The sequence below is a fragment of the Streptomyces sp. MI02-7b genome (genome assembly GCF_033793585.1).
Lineage (GTDB): Bacteria > Actinomycetota > Actinomycetes > Streptomycetales > Streptomycetaceae > Actinacidiphila.
This window is the reverse complement of record NZ_JARAWX010000009.1, coordinates 233,019-250,621: the sequence shown is the minus strand read 5'-3', so window position 1 is coordinate 250,621 and position 17,603 is coordinate 233,019. Positions and strand designations below refer to the sequence as shown.

Sequence of the window (17,603 nt, the reverse complement as noted above, 5' to 3'; positions counted from 1 at the left end):
TGGCGCGGGAGCCGGGGTCTGTGCGCGGGTGTGCGGGCCTTCGGGCTGTGGAGGATCACGGCGGCGCCTGTCCGCCGTGGACGCGGTGCGTTGGATGGTGGACAGCGACGAGGGCCAGGTCGTCCTGGAGGTTCTTCTTGCCCGCGTGCCGGTCCACGTCGAGGCTGACGTGCTGCACGAGGCGGCTCGGGCACTCCCAGGTCCATGTACCGGCACGGTCGAGGACGGGGAAGAACTCGCCGGCGGAGTCGCGGGCCTCGGCCAGGCCGTCGGTGTACAGGAGCAGGGTGTCTCCGGGGCCGAAGGCAACCGTGTCGAGGCAGAAGGCGTCGGGGGATTCCGCCGCGAGCCCCAGCGGCGGGGCGGGCCGGGCGACGGGCAGCAGGGTGACCTGGCTGCCCTGGCGCAACAGCGGTGGCGGGTGTCCGCAGCTGACCACTCTGGCGACTTCCTCGTCGTCGGGGAGTTCGATCAGCAGGGCGGTGATGAATCGCTCGCCGCTGTCGAGGGTGTCAGCCGTCAACTCGCTCAGGTGCCTGCGGACGCTGCGTTCCAGCGCGGCCGCGAGCTCCGGGAGTGTGCGGAAATGCTGCGATGCCTCACGGAAGGCACCCAGCACGGCGGAGGCGTCCTCGATGGCCGGAAGACCCTTCCCCCGGACGTCTCCGATGAGGACGCGCGTGGTGCGGCCGGTGCGGGACGCCGCGTACAGATCACCGCCCACCAGAGCGTGTGCCGCCGCGGCGCGGTACATCGAGGCGATGCGGAAGGGGCCCACCTTCGGGGGGATCGGGCGCAGCAGCACTCGTTGAGCGGCCTCGGAGACAGCCCGCACCTGAGCCAGCTCCCTCAGATCGCGGTCGTGCATGGCCCGGGAGGCGAGGACGAACGCGGACACTATGAGCACCGCCCCGATGTGGATGGGCAGCAGCGGTGAGTGGAGCAGGCCGTCGTGGTTGTCCACGAGGAGCACCGCCGCGGCTGCCACGAGCGCGACGACGGCCGTGAAGCGTGTTCGTGCGAACGTTCCCGTGCACGTGGGAGCCGCCACGAGCAGCGGGGACAGGTGGACCGCAAGGGGGGCGAACGACGCGCCCAAGGTGATGGCCGTGATCAGCAGGAGCGGAGGCACCGCGTGTCCGCGCATGCCCAAGGGTCCGGTGCCCCGGTCAAAAGCTTTCGGCCGCTTGCGCACTTGGGGGCCGAATGCCGGGAGCAAGCGGGCTCCGTCGTGGGCCGCGCGCTGGGCGGCGGGCGAGCGAGGGCAGAGGTGCGTCACGAGTCGGGGGAGTGACCCGACTTTCCTGGAGGTGCTGCGTCGTATCAACATGGCGCGGCTTTCGTGCCATCGCGGCGTGGAGAGTGAGGATGAGGCTCGATGAGTCCACCGGCGGTGCGCCCCCGGCGAATGGTCTTCTTGGCGAGGCGGCGGTCATACCGGTGATCGTCCGGCCAGAGGGACAGGCCGGGCAGCGGCCTCCCAGCGCGTCGGGCCGCTCAGTACGGCTCGCGGTGCGCGAGGGGTCGACTGGTGCGTGTCCCAGAGTGGCAGGGAGACCAGGTGCGGGTCCACGCCGGTGCTGTGCCGTCTTCGGTATGTCTGCGGCTCTGTTGGCGTCACAGCTCCGCCGTCCCTCACTTTTTCGTATGGTGGAAGTTGTGTGCCGATATGCGTTTCAACTGTGCGACGTGCGGTTCGGTGCGTCAAGCGAGCCGTTACCCCCTCCGTCCGGGTCGGGTGCGGCATGAGCGGCGTCGCGTCCCACCACGCTTCACCGCGGGGCACGTGAAAGGCGGTTGGACGACCCGGGGGTCTGCCGTGGGATCGGGTCACCCGCCTCTGCGGGCTGGTGAGGTCATGACCGTCCCCGACGCGACTCGGGTCGGACGGCCGCCGGCGACCGCGGCAGGGCCTCAACGGCACCCGCGGGCAACGGCCTTCGGCGTCGTACGGGTCGTGTGTGCGACGCGGTGAACCGTCCGCAAGCGGCTGCGGTGAGAGCGCCGTCTCCGTGGCTCCGGTGGCGAAGTCCTTCTCGTCACCGGCGCGATGTCGGAACGACCCCTGGGTGAGGGCTGTTTGAGCGGATGGGTGCCCATCCCTGCCCCCGGGGCGGCAACGCCCATATTAGATTGTAGGTGCCATCTTACATGCGGGAGCGCCATCCGTGCTCCGTGGAACGTGGACGGTTTCGTGCGCACTCGCCGGTGCGGGGAGCGGCTGCGGGTGCCTGCCGACCGGTCGTCGCCCCGCGGGAGCTGGTCCGCTGTGCCGACTGGGGTGCGACCCACGGGCCGCTGCGGCAGGGGATAGACGGCAGGCATAATCTTAGCGTCGAGGTGTCTGCCCGCCCGTCCTCGTCACAGCCCGCGACGCGGCAGATGACCGGCGGGCACTACGGAGGGTGAGAGATGAGTCGCGTCTCGCAAGCAGAAGCCAAGGCCAACCGGGAGCGAGTGGTCGCCGCGGCCTCTCGGCTGTTCCGTGAGGACGGTGTGGCCAAGGTGGGCATCGCGGATGTGATGAAGTCGATCGGCCTCACCCAGGGGGGCTTCTACAAGCAGTTCGCCTCCAAAGCCGCGCTTGTCGAAGAAGCGGCCGCCAAGGCGTTCGCCGACAACCTGCAGGACCTCGAGGCTCTGGACCAGGAGACCGGGGAGCACCAGGCGGCGTGGCAGTCGCTGCTGGAGTCCTACTTCTCTGTCGACCATCGCGACAACCCCGGCACCGGCTGCCCCGCGGCCGGTTTCGCCGGCGATGTCGCGCGTGAGCCCGAGCACAGGGAGACCTACGCCAAGGGCGTCCAGAAGGTCGCGGAGTGGATCGCGCCTGGTGACGCCGGTCTGGCCGCTTACGCCACGCTCGTCGGCGGCCTCATTCTCGCCCGCGCCACCGCGGGCACGCCTGTGTCGGAACAGATCCTGCGGGCTTCACACGCCGCGGTGGCGAGCGCTGCCGGCAGCGATCAGCCGGCACACGGCTGACGGGCACGCCACTTCGGTGTCCTGACCCGCTCGGCGTCCCGTAGGCGTGTCGGCGGAGGGCGTGCCGGCCCCCGCGCCCTGGGCCCGACCGGGACGCGCCGGGCCGGGGCGCCCCGGCCTCCCGTCGAAGCCCGAGGCCGGCCGGCCCGAAAAGGCTCGTCAGCCGCACGCGCTGTCGCTGGGAGCCCCAACCACCTCTGCGGCGCCGTGCATTGCCACCGCGCCCCCTCACAAGCAGGAGACCGAACCCCGTGACCTGGTTCACCACGGACAAGCCCGAAGTGTTTCGCTCCGAGGCGGGGGCATTTCTCGCCGCACATCCCGACCTGCACACCATGCTGCTCTCCGGGCTCGACACGATCGAGCAACTGCGGTCCGGGGGCGGAACCCCGTCCGCGGTGCTGGGCTGGTGGCGGGAACCGGACGAGACGGCCACGACGGCCGCGTTCGTGTGGATGCCACCGCACCTGCTGACCTCGAGCCGCCTTTCCCCGGTCGCGGCAACGCACCTGGCCGGATTGCTGGCCACCCGGGCGCAGCCGTTCACGCAGCTCCTGGTCGACGACTCGTCGGTCCGTGCCTTCTCCGAGGCATGGCAGTCGGCCACCGGCTCCACGCCGAAGAGCGGGCCGCACCTGCGCCTCTACCGTCTTGACCAGCTCGTGCGCCCTGGCGTCGCACCACCGGGGGCACCGCGGACGGCGACCGCCGGGGACCGGGCGCTTCTCCATGACTGGTGCACCCGTTTCGTCACGGAAGCCGGCTCGCTCGGGGCGGATCTCGACACCTTCATCGACGAGCGGATAGGCCGGGGCGGCTGGCGGTTGTGGACGGTAGAGGACGAACCGGTGGCCATGGCCGCCATGACGTCGGTGGTAGCCGGCACGGCTCGCCTCACCCCCGTCTACACGCCGCCGGACCATCGGGGCCGGGGCTACGGCTCCGCCGTCACCGCGGCCGTTTCCCAAGCAGCACGCGACGCCGGTGCGGAACACGTACTCCTCTTCACCGACCTCGCCAATCCGACGAGCAACAGCGTCTACCAGCGCATCGGATACAGCCCCGTCTCCGACTACCGCATCCTGGCGCCCTAACATACGAGATCAGTGGACGGTCCCACGGTTGGATCACACGGTCGGCGAGGCAACGATGTGAAGCCGGCCGGACACACCACGAGACACCCGCGGGCCGTTCGGGTCCGAGGCTTTCGGACAGAGGTAACACCCATGACGGACGCATCGAGCAGAACTGATGAACCGCTCGCGGCGGGCGCATCCCCGGGCAGCGGCCGGCGAGACCTGTGGCACCCCGGGACCATGGCCTCCGTGACCGCCAACTTCCGGCAATACCTGACCGGCTGGGGCACGGGGGACCGCGTTGACGGTGAGCTCGACTACTTCCGCAGTGGGCTGGCCCAGCCGCAGTTCAACGGAGTGGTCCGTGTCCGCTCCCTGGACGCGGTGGAGCGGTCCACCGCCGACGCGCGGGACCGGCTCGCGGGAGTGCCCTGGTGGTGGTGGGTCGGCCCGGACAGCCCCGCGGGCACGTCGTCCGCCCTCGCCGAGCGCGGCGCGAAGGAGCTCACCACGATCCCGGTGATGGTCAGACCGCTCGACCTGGCGGTCGATCCGATCGAGCCACCGGCCGGCCTGCGGATCGAGGAGCTGACCGGTCACGGCCGGCTGCCAGAACTGGTCCGCACGTACAGCGCTTCCATGGGCGTCGCACCGGGCCTCGAACCCGACATCGTGCGGATCGAGTCGCAACGTCGGGACAACGCGGACATCGTGCGTCTGGCGGCGGTCCTCGAGGACCGTGTCGTCGGGACGACCGTGGTGATCGCGGCCCACGACGTGGCCGGGATCTTCATCGTCCACGTCGCGGACACGCACCGCCGGCACGGCATCGGCACAGCCTTGACGGCGGCGGCGCTCCGCGTGGGCCAGGATCGCGGCATGGGGCTGGCGGCACTCGCCGCGAGCCCGGCCGGCGAGCCGCTGTACCGGCGATTCGGTTTCGTCGAAGTATCGCAGTACCGCCTCTTCACCTTCCCCGCCTAGCCTGATCCGCCCCCTGTACGGAACCGGGTACTCCAACCGCAGCTGCCCGCGGCTGGGAGCAACCGCGTACGGGGGGCGGTGATGGATGTCAGGGAGCCGTGATGCCGCTCGACCGCCGGTCGGGCTCAGGGGCCAGTCGAAGTTCCCGGCCCTGCCACCGTCGGCGCAGCCAGCGGTCGTGGCTGGCGACCACGATGGCGCCGGGTCCGGTGCCGAGCGCCTCCTCCAGTTCGTCGCACAGACGGGGGGAGAGGTGGTTCGTCGGTTCGTCGAGGAGCAGCAGATGGGGCGGGCGGGCCACCAGCACTGCCAGCGCCAGCCGGCGGCGCTGCCCAACCGACAGCTCCCCGACCGGTCGGTCCAGGTCGGCCCCGTGGATCAGGCCGAGCGAGCCGAGCGGCACCTTCGCCGCCCGCGCCGGACCCACCGCCGCTTCATACGTGTCGCGGACGGTACGTGCGGGCCGGTTGAACACGGTGTCCTGGGTGAGCAGCCCCACCGTCACCCCGCGCCGGCGGTGCACCTCGCCCTCGGCAGGGAGCTGTCCGGCGAGGACGGCGAGCAGCGTCGATTTGCCGGCCCCGTTGCCGCCCGTGACCAGCAGCCGGTCGGTCGCCGCCACCTCCAGGCGGTCCAGTGCCAGCCGGCCCGGCACCCGTACGTCCCGTAGTGCCACCAGCGGCTCCGAGCTCTGCTCGCCCCGCCTCGCCAGGTCCCCGGCGGCGAATCGCAGGGGGCGCGGTGGCTCGGTGACCTGGGTGCGCTCCAGTTCCTCCAGGCGCCGGGTGGCGTTGCGTACCCGGCGGGAGACGGAGTTCTGTACCCGGCCGGCCCGATGGCCGTAGCCCATCTTCTCGTTGTCGACGCGGCCCCGGTCGGGGGCGACCCGGTGCGCGGTCACGCCCACCGACTCGCGCAGTTCCTCCCGTTCCTCCTGCTCCTCGGCGTACCGCCGCTCCCAGCGCTGCCGCTCGGCGTGCTTCTCGGAGAGGTAGGCGCTGTAGTTGCCGCCGTACCGGACGGGTCCGTCCACTGCCGGGTCGAGGTCGATCAGGTCGGTGGTGACGGCGTCGAGGAACGCCCGGTCGTGGCTGGCGACCACCACGGTGCCGGGCAGGGACCGGATCTGTGCCTCGAGGAAGGCGGCGGCTTCGTCGTCGAGGTGATTGGTCGGCTCGTCCAGGAGCAGCGCGGACGGCCGCCGGACCAGCAGCGCGGCCAGGGCCAGCCGGCCGCGCTGCCCACCGGAGAGCGAGCGAAGGCTCCGGTCGTGGCCGAGGGCGCCCAGGCCGAGGCCGCCCAGTACCAGCGCGGCGCGGCGGTCGGCGTCCCAGGACTCCCGGTCCTGGGCCTGTTCGAGGCGTCTGCCGTAGGCGTCGAGGAGTTCCCGGTGGCCGGGGTCGTCCTCGGGCACGCGGGCCAGCTCCTCGCCGAGCCGGTCGAGTTCGGCGAGGTCCTCACGGGCCTCGCGCAGTGCCTCGTCCAGTACGGCGCCGAGGGTGGAGTCCGCGTCGAACGGCATCTCCTGGTGGAGGAAGCCGACGTCGCGGGGGCGGGTGACGCTTCCCGCGTCGGGTTCGTCCACGCCGGCGAGCAGCCGCAGCAGGGTGGACTTGCCGACGCCGTTCTCCCCGATCAGGCCGATGCGGTGGCCGGGGGAAGCGGTGAGGCAGACGCCGTCGAGGACGCGGCGTCCGCCGAGGTCACGGACGAGGTCGTGGGCGAGCAGAGCGGGCTGGGGCACGGGGGATACCGTCCTGGCGTGATCGGTTCTCGGTCCGCCGGGCGCAGGGCCTCGGACGCGGACCACGTCACACGTCGGCGGCTCACACCGCCGGTGCCCCCGTCTCCTGCAGCACCCCGTCGGCCAGCCGCAGCCAGCGGCTGATCCCGATCTCGGCCAGGAACCGCTCGTCGTGGCTGACGACCATGAAGGCACCTTGGTAGGAGTTGAGCGCGCTCACCAACTGGCCCGCGCTGACCAGGTCGAGGTTGTTGGTGGGCTCGTCGAGCAGCAGCAGGTGCGGGGCCGGTTCCGCGCACAGCACGCAGGCCAGGGTGGCGCGCAGCCGCTCACCGCCGGAGAGGACACCCACCGGCAGATGGGCCCGCGCGCCCCGGAAGAGGAACCGGGCGAGCAGGTTCATCCGCTCCGCCTCGGGCCGCTCGGGCGCGAACGCGGCAAAGTTCTCCGCCACAGTGCGGTCCAGATCCAGCAGATCCAGGCGTTGCGACAGGTACGCGATCCTCCCGTCGTTGCGCTTGACCTCCCCGCTCTCCGGGGCGAGAGCCCCGGTGACCAGCCGCATCAAGGTGGTCTTGCCGGCGCCGTTGGGCCCGGTCAGCGCGATGCGCTCGGGGCCCCGGACGCTCAGGTCGACGCCGCCCGCCGCGAAGACCTCCTTGTCGCCCAGGAGGATCTGCATGCCCTCGCCGAGGAACAGGTTGCGGCCGGCGGGCACCTGGGTGCCGGGAAGCTCCAGCGTGAGCCGCTGCTCCTCGCGCAGGGCCCGCCCGGCCTCGTCGAGGCGGGCCTTGGCATCGCTGACCCGGGAGGCGTGCATCGTGCCGGACCTGCCCGCTGCCTCCTGCGCGCCGCGCTTCATGTTGCCCGCGAAGATCTTGGGCAGCCCGGCGTTCTTCAGGTTCTTCGCGGCGTTGCTCGCCCGGCGATCGGCGCGCTCGCGGGCCTGCTGCAACTCCCGCTTCTCCCGCCTCAGTTCCTGCTCGGCGTTGCGGACGTTCTTCTCTGCGACCTCTTGCTCGGCACGGACGGCCTCCTCGTACTCGGTGAAAGTACCGCCGTACAAGCGCAGTTCGTCGCTGCCGAGTTCGGCGATGCGCTCCATCCGGTCCAGCAGCGCGCGGTCGTGGCTGACCAGGAGCAGACAGCCGTTGAAGTCCGACAGCACGTCGTAGAGCTTGTGCCGGGCCTGGAGGTCGAGGTTGTTGGTCGGCTCGTCGAGCAGGAGGACGTCGGGGCCCTTGAGCAACTGCGCGGCGAGCCCGAGGGAGACCACCTGGCCTCCGCTGAGCGTGCTCAGGCTGCGGTCCAGGGCGAGGCCGGCCAGACCCAGACGGTCGAGTTGGGCGCGGGTGCGCTCCTCGATGTCCCAGTCGTCACCGATGGTGGCGAAGTGCCTCTCGTCGACGTCCCCGGACTCCACAGCGTCCAGCGCGCGGATCACCGCGGCGACGCCGAGCACCTCGGCGACGGTGAGGTCGCTGGTCAGGGGCAGGCTCTGCGGGAGATAGCCGAGCGTGCCGTTCACCGACACCGAGCCCGTGGCGGGCTTCAGCTCACCGGCGATCAGCTTGAGCAGGGTGCTCTTCCCGGAGCCGTTGGGTGCCACCAGGCCGGTACGGCCGGGGGGCACGGAGAAGGACAGGTCGTGGAAGACGGGGGTGTCGTCGGGCCAGGCGAAGGAGACGTTCGAGCAGATGACAGCGACGTCGGACATGGAAGTGACCTCGGAGGTACGAGGGCAGAGCGCAGACCTCTGCCCTGGGCAGACGTGGGAGAAAGGGGTACGACGAAACGGACCACCTCGGCAGCGCTCCTGAGCGCCGGCCGGTGGCCGTCAGATCCGGGTCTCACCCGGAGATGTCGTCGTCACCCGCCACGTCTGTGACTCCTCATTGCTCGTCCTGTGTCAGCGGCCAGCATAACAACACGCTTCCGTCCCGTGTTCTCGACCGGCCCTGCTCATGATCGCGATCGGCGGTCCCGCAGGTTGCCGCGTAGGGGGGACGGACCTCGGCGCGCCACGCCCGATGGCCTCTGCCGGGCGGCCTCCCCATGGGGACGGGCCGCACGGCCCAGGCCGGCTTCACAACTCACCCGACCTGTGCGGCCCTTCCCATGGCACGGCCCGACAAGGACGCTCACGATGCCACCGCCGCCGTACTGCTATTCGGCCTGGATCGCGTCGGCCGGGATCTCGAAGACGAGTTCGAGCCCGTCGCGCTCGTTCCCCCGCTCGCGAACGCACGTGAAACCGAAGCCCGCGATGGTGGCCAGGGAGGCGTCGTTGTCGGACCTGACAGTGGCCCGAACGGTCCTGACACCGGGTTCGGCGGCGGCCCTCACGAGCAGCGCTGCCAGCATGGCGCGGGCATAGCCCTGGCGGCGGTACGCGGGTACGACGGTGTAGCCGACCTCGACCATGCCGGCCTCGTCCGGCGGCCCATGGAACCCGGCGTCGCCGACAACGGCCCCGTCCGGCTCTGACACCGCGGCCCGCACGATCCAGGGCGCGACAGACGGGTCCTCGGCGAGCTGACCGGCGCGATAGCCGAAGATCCCGCGGGCCCGGTCGGAGACGAAGTACTCGTCGAGGGCGACCCCCGCCTCGGCGCTGCCGCCGGCGAGGTCCCCCTCGGCCAGCGCCCGGAGCGCCTTCGCGCTGAGCTCGACGAAGCGGACGCGTTTGGGGACGGAGAGAAGTTCCCTGCTCATTGCGGAGATGCTCGCCCAGTGCCGCAAGGCTGTCCACCGTTTTACGGCCTCGGCGGACGGTCGGGCGTGCCGGCCTGGCGGCTTGGGCACCGTCCATCTCCCCTGAAGTCGTTGCTCCACCTCCGCGTCACAGGGACCGGCCAGACTGGTCGGTCGGGACGGCAAGTCCCCTATCGGCGCTGCTTCGTCACCTCACGTCGAGGCGCACAACCGCCCCGATCTCGACCAGCCGGGCGGGCAGCGCGAGGTCCGAGACCCCCATGACCGTGCTGGTGGGGCGATGCTCACCGCAGTACGCGGCGTGCAGTCGGGCGACGGTGTCGAAATGCTCGCGCAGGCCCCTGACAAGGATGGTGGTCTCGACGATTTGATCGCGGGTGGCGCCGAAGTGCTCCAGTACCCGGTCGAGATTGCCGAGGGTCGTGCGCATCTGGAGTTCGAAGTCGCCCTCCCCGATGAAGGCCCCGGTACTTTCGTGCGACAGCTGCCCCGAGATGTACAGCGTGTCACCGGCCTGCACGGCCTGGCTGTATCCGTAAAGCGACTCCCACGGCATACCGAATGCGAATTCCTGGGACTGGACGGTCACGGCTCTCTCCTCGATCTCCTGTGGGCCCGTCCGTGTGGACAGGGGGGGCGACATCTGAGACCGGAACCGGCCCAGAAGTGTGACGACGCCCCACGCGGGGCGCCGGCGGACCCCTGTGCCATGGCCTGTCGTGAGCCGGGAGGCCGGCAGGCAGTGCTGGGTGCAGGTGTCGAGATCGGCGCCAGTACGCTGTCAGCGACTTCGCGAGAGCGATGCGGTCACGGACGGGCGGCAGCTCGCCGGTGATCGCGAGCCGCACGACCACGGGGGAGACGTGCCGTTCTTCAAAGCTGTCCTGCTCGACTGGGTCGGAACACTCATCGTCCCGAAATGGGGTCCCGCCCGGACGGGGCCCAGGGGGGCTTCGTGGATCCGACACTCGTTGCGGCGACTCGGGCGTGACTCGTCCGAGGCGGAGGTCCAGCGGGTCAGTGCAGCCCTGAGCGCCGCGGGCAAGCTCCCTCATGTCGTGCGGGGCTGGGCGGGAGCGGACCTGTCGGCCGCGGCGCACCGTGACAGCTACGATCGGTGGATCGATGCCGCGGGAGCGGACTCGGTCCTGGCCGAGGAGATGTACACGGCGCTGTCCGATGCGGCCGGGAACGCCTTTGCCGCCGATGTCCCGCCCACTCTCGCGGCGTTCAAGGCAGCCGGACTGAAAGTGGCGATCGTCAGCGACATCCACGTCGACATCCGCCCCGCTTTCCTGGAGCGCGGCCTCGACGTGTACGTCGACGAGTTCGTCCTGTCCTTCGAACACGGCGTGTCCAAGCCCGACCCCGCCATCTTCCGCGTCGCCCTCAGCCGGCTCGGGGTGCGGCCCGAAGAGGCACTGATGGTCGGCGACCGCTCCAGCCACGACGGCGCGGCAGTCGAAGCCGGGATCCCCACCCTGCTCGTCCCGCCGTTGACGACGGTGACCGAGGAACGACTGCACCTCGCACTCGCGGCCTGCGGTATTCCCGCCCGCTGACCGCTTGGTCCGCGAGAAGCCCCCGCCGAGCGTGCATACGAGGGCATGAACCACGCTGCGACCGGCGGACAAGGCGGCGCGGCGCTGTGACCGCGACCGCGACCAGCGGGCGGGCACGATTCAGGTGGCGGCATCGCGCCGGCCGTCGGCGTCCGCGCCGGACGCCAGCTCCTTCTTTCGCTGCCGGTAGGCGCGCATGGACGCCTGAGAGCCGCATTTCGGGCCGCAGTACGCGCCAGAGCTGTTGCGCGTCCGGTCGAAGAAGCAGAAATGACAGGGCTGGTTCCGGCATGCCCGCACTCGGTCCCACGTGCCTGCCATCGCGAGCTGGGTGATGGCCGCCAGGACCGAGCCGAAGAGTCCGGGGATTCCGGTCTGCCCGGTCGTCAGGGTTGCCCCCGAGCACGTGACGACCGTCATCAGCGGATACCTCGAAGCCATCTCGCGCAGGTATTCCTCCGTCTCCGCGAGCATCCCCGGCGTGATGTCCTGATCTCCGGCGTGAGCGAGCAGCACGGTGATCAAGGCATCGCGAAACTCCCGGGCACTGGTCGCGTCAGCGTCTGTGACGAGGGTGGCCGGTGCGTCCATACCGTGTTCCCGCAGCCACGCGCGCAGGGTCGCCGCGTTCTCGAAACGCTCCGCGAGTCGGTGAGGGCCCGCAGGGTGCGTGTTGACGAATCGCAGCAAGGTGTCGGCCCCTGGCGGCTGCGTCATCGGACGGCGCTCCGTGGTGGATGAGGGCATGGCCGGAGGCCTCCTCGCGGAGTGGAAGGGCGACTCCGAAATGTTAGGCACAAAACGGCATCAGTGGCAACTTTGCCTGGTGGGCAGTACGCCTCCTGGGTGAGCGCCGGGTCCCGGCAGGGCAACGCTCCCCGTGCGGTGATACGTGCCGCGCTCCGGCCCTTTCCCGTGCACCGGGCTCCTGATGGAAGCGGTGGAGTGACGGACATCCCCGCCGAATGGGATGTCCGTCACCGTCGAGAAGGTTGCTCGTTGCGATCTAATCTCCTACGGTCATAACACCGAGATGGTGAGCCGCTGGGAAGGCCAGCCCCGTGCGCTTCGGCGAACGGGCGGAGCGGAAGATCCGCCGGCGAGCGGGCGCAGGGCTCACGCGCCTCCGTCCCGCAGATCACCCCGGCCCTCCGCTGGGGCCGCAAGCCAAGGTGCCTCCCCAGGCTCCGAGGCAACCGGTACCTCACGCTCGTGAGACCCGCCGACATCAAGAAGGAACGACCTCCACATGGACATGAAGCTCGAACTCACTGTGCTGCCCGTATCCGACGTCGATCGGGCCAAGGCCTTCTACGAGCAGGTGGGATTCCGCCTGGACCTCGACAAGGCCGTCGGCGAGCACTGGCGCGCCGTGCACTTCACACCGCCGGGCTCCGGAGCGTCGATCATGTTCGGCACGGGCCTGACGTCCGCCGAGCCGGGCTCGGCCCAGGGCCTCTACCTCGTCGTCTCGGACATCGAGGAGGCCCACGCGGACCTCTCCCGTCGCGGCATCCGGGTCAGTGACATGTTCCACGACGCTGGTGGACTGCTCTACCACGGCCACGAGAACGGGCAGATCACCCACCGCCTCGACGGTCAGGGCCGACTGGCCGGCCCGCACCCGGAGCGTGCCTCGTACGGCTCGTTCCTGACCTTCAGTGACCCCGACGGGAACGGCTGGGTCCTCCAGGAGATCACGCAGCGCTTCCCCGGCCGCTGACAGGACGACAGCCCAAGAACCTGCGCCGCAGGCACGAGGCACCGAAGGCAACCCCGAGACGGACGGCAGCCGGCCGCCGACAGGTGTCGGCGGCCGGCTGCCGTCCCGGTGGGTCGTCGCCCTTCGTTTGCTGCGCTGCAGTCGGCTACCTCACAGGGTGCAGCCGGGTCCGGTGAGGGGACGGGGACAGAGGTTGAGGCCGGGGCCGCCGTTGCTGGTGTTGGTGCCGGGGCCTCCGTCCAGGACGTCGAATCCGTCGCCGCCGAAGAGGGCGTCGTTGCTGTTGCCGCCGAGTCCGAGGACCACGTCGTCACCGGGAGTGCCGATGAGCGCGGTGGCGCGGTCGTTTCCGGTGATGGTCGCGGTGGGGTTGCCGGTGCCGCCGGTCGTCCGCAGGGGGTGTTCTGGGTGGCGTCGGGCAGCGGGCTGGTCGTGGTGAGGGTCAGGTCCGGGAGATGGTGACTGATCGTCACTTGGCCGTTCACGTCGGAAGTGCCCACGGGCGAGGAGCTGAACGGGGTGCCGGCGCCGGTCGGGGAGGCAGAGCTGCTTCCGCCGCCGCCACCGCCCTGCCCCTCCGGTGTGCACGTGATCCGGCGCCGCACGAGAGCACGTCCGTTGGAGCGGTTCAACTGGTGGCGGCTGGGCGGGATCGGCCCCGACGGCGCGGGGAGGGGTGCGGTTCGACCGGGAGTGCTGTCGCGCCGTCACGTGTGAATCCCGGCCCACAGCCGAAACCAACGATCCACGGCTGTGCCGCTTTCGGTGTGTGTCCCGCTCGTCCCGCGCAAGATGTCGTCAGCGACCCCTTACTCGGGCTCGCGGGGGCCATCACGGTCCGGGTGCTACCGAAGGGCGCATTCAAGCAGCAGTTCGCTCAGGGCCGCGGGCATGGTGATCATGCAGTCGTGTCCCGTCGGAAGTTCCCGTATTCGCGCCGGGGAGCCGTTGGGCTGCGTCGCGGGGACGGGCCGCCGCACGATGCCCTCCGGTTCCGCGCCGACGCAGTGGATGTGCGTGCGCGGAACCGAGTCCGCGGCGGGGTTGTCGAGCCGGACCGGTTGCTGCAGGCAGCGCACCGGCTGGTCGGAGAGCGTCGCACGCAGCCAGGCGACGTCCGCCGGGTCGGTGACCCCGAACAGACCGAGAGGCGCAGGCATCTCGGGCAACGGCGGGATGCGCCAGCCGGTGTCGGACCGGGCGGCCAGATCGATCAGGTTCTGGGTCATGGGCTGCACGTCGACGGCGTTCTCGCCGTGTTCCGGGACCATGGCGTCCAGGTACACCAGGTGGGCGATCCGTTCCGGGACCTCGTTGGCCACGGACGAGACGACCAGCCCCGCGTAGCTGTGGCCCACGAGCACCACCTCGGTCAGCTCCTCCTCGTGGATGAGCTTCAGGATGTCCTCGACGTGCGTGTCGAGACCGACGTCGGGCGCGAGCAGGTGTGCCTTGTCGCCGTAGCCGGTCAGCGAGGGCGCGAACACCCGGTGTCCGGCGGACTCCAGGAGCGGGGCCACCCGCTCCCAGCACCGGCCGCTGTGCCAGGCACCGTGAACCAGCAGAAAAGTTGACATGGAGGGGGACGTTCTTCCTCTTCGGGGGGTGGAGAGCGCGGGAACATCACGGTTCCTGTCCGTGCCTCGGTACTCTTCAGGAACCGGCATCATCGTGCTGCACCTGCCGCGCCCCGATCAATACGGCACATTGAGGTGCCCCGGTTCTGTGGAGGTAACCATGAGCGGCCCAGCAGGCGGCGAGTCGCAGCCGGCACGGCCGGCGGACCCGTGCCAGGCGCGTGAAGTGCTCGGCATCGTCGGCGACAAGTGGTCGCTGCTGATCGTGCGCAACCTCAGCCAGGGGCCGCGCCGTTTCACCGAACTCAAGCGGGCCGTCGACGGGATCAGTCAGCGCATGCTCACCGTCACTCTGCGCGGCCTGGAACGCGACGGGATCCTCACCCGGACCGTCCTCAACGTCATGCCGCCGCACGTCAGTTACGAACTCACTCCGATGGGCAGGACCCTGCGCGAAGCCACCGCACCCCTGCTGGAGTGGAGCATCACGCACCTGACGCACATCGATGCCGCCCGCGCCGTGTACGACGCCCGCCACGACACCCCGTCCACCTGACCCGCGCTCGGGCTGCACTCACCGGCCGGCAGGTACGGCGCACTGGGCACGGCCGGCCCTTGGGATCCCGAGGTCGGCGAGGAGCCGGCCGGCGCGGAGGCACCGGGGGTTGCCGGGTTCACGTCGTGCTGGGTGAGTGCGCGTGCCGCAGACGTGGTGCCGGCGGCAGGGCGTGGGCGCTCCCGTCCTCGGGGGCGCGGAACGCCTCGATCACGTAGGCGGCGAAGCGGCGGGAGGCGATGAGCCGGGCCGGAAGGGGCGCGTGCTGGAGGCCCCGGTGGGCAGTGAGCATGAGGATCAGGTCGTCGACGACGAAGCCGGCGCGGAGCCGGCCGGTCTCATGGGCACGGCGGGCCAGTTCGGCGACCGCGCGCACGGTTCGCTCGCGGTCGGCGGTGAAGTCCATGGTCTCGGGGAAGGCCGTCATGAAGGCGTCGGCGAATCCGCGGCTGTGTGCGTGGAGTTCGCAGATCCGCTGGATCATGCTCTGGAATCCGTGCCACGGGTCCGCGTCCGTGAGCGCGTCGCGGACGGCGGCGTGACAGGCTCGGCGCTGCTCGGTGAAGGTCTGCGCGATCAGTGCCTGCTTGGTCGGGAAGTGCCGGTACAGCGTGGCGGGGGCGAGGCCCGCGTGCCGGGCGATGTCGCGCATGGGTGCGCTCAGGCCCTCCTCGCCGAAGACCGCGCGGGCGGCGTCCAGGATGCGGGACCGGTTGTCGCGGGCGTCGGAGCGCACGGTCTGAGGCACATGGCTGGTCATCGTCTCTCACTTCGGCCAGGCGGACGGGGGCGTCCGTTACGTTCCGATGGCGGTGTCGCCGCCCCGGCCCGGCAATCCGGCGGTGGCCCCGGCGGCGGGACCGCTTCGATACCCACGGTCGCAGCAGTCATGTGCGTCCGTCCACCGACCCGAGGAGCAGAGATGAAAGCCGTCGTCATCAGGACGTTCGGAAACCCTGATGGCCTGGAGGTCATCGACATGCCCGTACCGGTTCCTGCTCCGGGGCAGGTGCGGATCGCCACCGAGGCGATCGGAGTGGGCGGCGTGGACGCGGTGATCCGCCGGGGAACGCTCGCCGCCCACGGCTTCCGGGCGGGCCATCTCCTCGGCAGCGAGGTCGCGGGAGGCGTCACCGCGGTGGGAGAGGGCGTGGACGCGTCGTGGATCGGGCGGCGAGTATGGGCGTTCACCGGCCTGTCCGGTGGGTACGCCGAGCAAGCGGTCGCCTCGGTCGATGATGTGCTGCCGCTGCCCCAAGGCCTGACCGGCGCCGATGCGGTCGCTCTCGGCGGCTCCGGCGTGGTCGCCCACTTCGCCCTGGAGCGGGCCCGGTTCGCGCCCGGGGAGGCGGTGCTCGTGCGCGGTGCGGCGGGCAGCATCGGGATCACGGCGGTGCAGCTCGCAGCCAGGGACGGCGCCGGCTCGGTGGCGGTCACCACCTCATCGGCCGAGCGCGGTGCCCGACTGAGGGAACTGGGCGCCACGCACGTCCTGAACCGCTCCGGCGAGGGCGGCCAGGACGCGCCGGCGGGCTTCGACGTGGTGATCGATGTCGTGGGCGGGCCCCAGCTTCCCCTCTTCCTGGACAGGTTGAACGCCAACGGACGGTACGTGGCCGTCGGTGTGGTCGGTGGGCAGCCGCCCGCGGACTTCGGCATGCGGCTGATGGATGCCTTCCGCAGATCACTGTCATTCGCGACCTTCAGCTCCGACACCGTGCCCGGCGCCGACCGGCAGGCCGTACGGGCGTCCCAGTTCGCCGATGCCGCGCTCGGGGACCTGCGCACGTTCGTGCACGAGGTGCTGCCGCTCGACCAGGCGGCGCTGGCCCACCGCACGATGGACGCTGGAGAGGTGTTCGGGAGGATCGTGCTGGTGCCCTGATCGCTTACAGGTGCCTGGCAACGGAACAGGGGAACTCGGGCGTGAAGGGGGTGTTCCGCCGCGTCGTCCGAAGCCGCCCCGCGAGTCTCCGGAGACCGTCCGACGGAGCTGCGGCTCTGCGCCGGGGAATGCCGCCACCGCGGGTTCGCCGGCCTTCTCACCCCTGCGGGCTGATCCCCCGTACCGTCAGGGCGAGCAGCCGGTTCGCCTCGGTGGCGGGGTCCGGATGATGCTCCGTGGCGAGTGCGAGGCCCGTGACCAGTGAGACCAGGTCGGCGGTGGTCACCTCCGGTGCCACCGCTCCGGCCCGTGCGGCACGGCGCAGCAGTGGATCGACCGCGCTGCCCAGGCGTACCGCGCAGGTATTGACGTGGTCCGCGTCGTCCGTCCCGTCCTGGACCAGCGCATCGGCCATGCCGCGCGCGGTGGTTGCGTACGTGGTGAGCGCGCCCAGCCAGTCCAGCAGCGCGGCGCGTGGGTCGTCCGCGTCGGCGAGATCGACGGCACGGGCGCAGAGGGCGTCGATCCGGTGGCTGAACACGGCATCCAGCAGGGCCCGGCGGCTGGGGAAGTGGCGGCGCACGGTGGCCGATCCGACTCCGGCCGTGCGGGCGATCTGCTCCAGGGAGGCGTCGGCGCCGTGCGCCGCGACCTCCTCCTCCGCCACGGCGAGGATCCGTGCGTAATTGCGCCTGGCGTCAGCGCGCTGGACCGTCATGGCGTCTCCGTGCTTGCTAAGTGGCGGGGTCCTCCGTATCGTACGCGAAATAAATGGCGGGCCCCGCCGTTTATTTCG

At 70.8% G+C, this 17,603-nt stretch carries 17 protein-coding genes; 7 read left to right on the top strand and 10 right to left on the bottom strand.

Going from position 1 to position 17,603, the window contains the following annotated elements; translation table 11 throughout:
* Window positions 1-55: 55 nt before the first annotated feature.
* Window positions 56-1,147 carry a PP2C family protein-serine/threonine phosphatase gene (locus PV364_RS17630; RefSeq protein ID WP_319660962.1) on the bottom strand — a complete coding sequence of 364 codons (1,092 nt, stop codon included), beginning with the start codon at window positions 1,145-1,147 and terminating at the stop codon, window positions 56-58.
* A gap of 1,265 nt (window positions 1,148-2,412) precedes the next feature.
* On the opposite strand from PV364_RS17630, the gene PV364_RS17625 reads away from it, so the two are divergent.
* The 3 genes from PV364_RS17625 to PV364_RS17615 all read left to right on the top strand — a co-directional run bounded on the left by PV364_RS17625 (window position 2,413) and on the right by PV364_RS17615 (window position 5,045).
* Window positions 2,413-2,985, top strand: coding sequence for a TetR/AcrR family transcriptional regulator (locus tag PV364_RS17625; protein WP_319660961.1), 573 nt, complete (start codon window positions 2,413-2,415; stop codon window positions 2,983-2,985).
* 251 nt (window positions 2,986-3,236) lie between these two features.
* The gene (locus PV364_RS17620; RefSeq protein ID WP_319660960.1) at window positions 3,237-4,079 is read left to right on the top strand and encodes a GNAT family N-acetyltransferase; all 843 of its coding nucleotides are present in this window, start codon (window positions 3,237-3,239) and stop codon (window positions 4,077-4,079) included.
* Window positions 4,080-4,310: 231 nt separating this feature from the next.
* A complete protein-coding gene (locus tag PV364_RS17615; RefSeq protein WP_319660959.1) occupies window positions 4,311-5,045 on the top strand; it encodes a GNAT family N-acetyltransferase in 735 nt (244 codons plus the stop codon).
* 88 nt (window positions 5,046-5,133) lie between these two features.
* On the opposite strand, the gene PV364_RS17610 is transcribed toward PV364_RS17615, so the two are convergent.
* The 4 genes from PV364_RS17610 to PV364_RS17595 form a co-directional block, all read right to left on the bottom strand.
* Complete coding sequence (locus PV364_RS17610) at window positions 5,134-6,789, bottom strand: ABC-F family ATP-binding cassette domain-containing protein (RefSeq protein ID WP_319660958.1); 1,656 nt, start codon at window positions 6,787-6,789, stop codon at window positions 5,134-5,136.
* A gap of 82 nt (window positions 6,790-6,871) precedes the next feature.
* A complete protein-coding gene (locus tag PV364_RS17605) occupies window positions 6,872-8,506 on the bottom strand; it encodes an ABC-F family ATP-binding cassette domain-containing protein (RefSeq protein WP_319660957.1) in 1,635 nt (544 codons plus the stop codon).
* Between the two features lie 449 nt (window positions 8,507-8,955).
* Window positions 8,956-9,504: a GNAT family N-acetyltransferase gene (locus tag PV364_RS17600; protein WP_319660956.1), complete on the bottom strand. Its 549-nt coding sequence runs from the start codon at window positions 9,502-9,504 to the stop codon at window positions 8,956-8,958.
* Between the two features lie 187 nt (window positions 9,505-9,691).
* Entirely contained in the window at window positions 9,692-10,093 is a 402-nt protein-coding gene (locus tag PV364_RS17595) for a RidA family protein (RefSeq protein ID WP_319660955.1), read from the bottom strand.
* 79 nt (window positions 10,094-10,172) lie between these two features.
* Between PV364_RS17595 and PV364_RS41275 the strand changes: the two genes are divergently transcribed.
* Window positions 10,173-11,066 carry an HAD family hydrolase gene (locus PV364_RS41275; protein WP_415924568.1) on the top strand — a complete coding sequence of 298 codons (894 nt, stop codon included), beginning with the start codon at window positions 10,173-10,175 and terminating at the stop codon, window positions 11,064-11,066.
* Between the two features lie 120 nt (window positions 11,067-11,186).
* On the opposite strand, the gene PV364_RS17585 is transcribed toward PV364_RS41275, so the two are convergent.
* On the bottom strand, window positions 11,187-11,813 hold the full coding sequence (locus PV364_RS17585) for a CGNR zinc finger domain-containing protein (protein WP_319660953.1): 627 nt from the start codon (window positions 11,811-11,813) through the stop codon (window positions 11,187-11,189).
* A gap of 502 nt (window positions 11,814-12,315) precedes the next feature.
* Here PV364_RS17585 and PV364_RS17580 point away from each other — a divergent pair.
* Complete coding sequence (locus PV364_RS17580) at window positions 12,316-12,789, top strand: VOC family protein (RefSeq protein ID WP_319660952.1); 474 nt, start codon at window positions 12,316-12,318, stop codon at window positions 12,787-12,789.
* A 150-nt stretch (window positions 12,790-12,939) separates the two neighbouring features.
* Here the strand turns inward: PV364_RS17580 and PV364_RS17575 are convergent, their stop codons facing one another.
* Entirely contained in the window at window positions 12,940-13,095 is a 156-nt protein-coding gene (locus tag PV364_RS17575) for a hypothetical protein (RefSeq protein ID WP_319660951.1), read from the bottom strand.
* Window positions 13,096-13,634: 539 nt separating this feature from the next.
* Window positions 13,635-14,366, bottom strand: coding sequence for an alpha/beta fold hydrolase (locus PV364_RS17570; RefSeq protein ID WP_319660950.1), 732 nt, complete (start codon window positions 14,364-14,366; stop codon window positions 13,635-13,637).
* A gap of 160 nt (window positions 14,367-14,526) precedes the next feature.
* Between PV364_RS17570 and PV364_RS17565 the strand changes: the two genes are divergently transcribed.
* Window positions 14,527-14,922 carry a helix-turn-helix domain-containing protein gene (locus PV364_RS17565; protein WP_319660949.1) on the top strand — a complete coding sequence of 132 codons (396 nt, stop codon included), beginning with the start codon at window positions 14,527-14,529 and terminating at the stop codon, window positions 14,920-14,922.
* Between the two features lie 118 nt (window positions 14,923-15,040).
* Here the strand turns inward: PV364_RS17565 and PV364_RS17560 are convergent, their stop codons facing one another.
* The gene (locus tag PV364_RS17560) at window positions 15,041-15,682 is read right to left on the bottom strand and encodes a helix-turn-helix domain-containing protein (protein WP_319660948.1); all 642 of its coding nucleotides are present in this window, start codon (window positions 15,680-15,682) and stop codon (window positions 15,041-15,043) included.
* Window positions 15,683-15,844: 162 nt separating this feature from the next.
* Here PV364_RS17560 and PV364_RS17555 point away from each other — a divergent pair, with 162 nt between their 5' ends.
* A complete protein-coding gene (locus PV364_RS17555) occupies window positions 15,845-16,807 on the top strand; it encodes a zinc-dependent alcohol dehydrogenase family protein (RefSeq protein WP_319660947.1) in 963 nt (320 codons plus the stop codon).
* Window positions 16,808-16,964: 157 nt separating this feature from the next.
* Here PV364_RS17555 and PV364_RS17550 read toward each other — a convergent pair whose 3' ends face one another.
* A complete protein-coding gene (locus PV364_RS17550; protein WP_319660946.1) occupies window positions 16,965-17,525 on the bottom strand; it encodes a helix-turn-helix domain-containing protein in 561 nt (186 codons plus the stop codon).
* Window positions 17,526-17,603 lie beyond the last annotated feature (78 nt).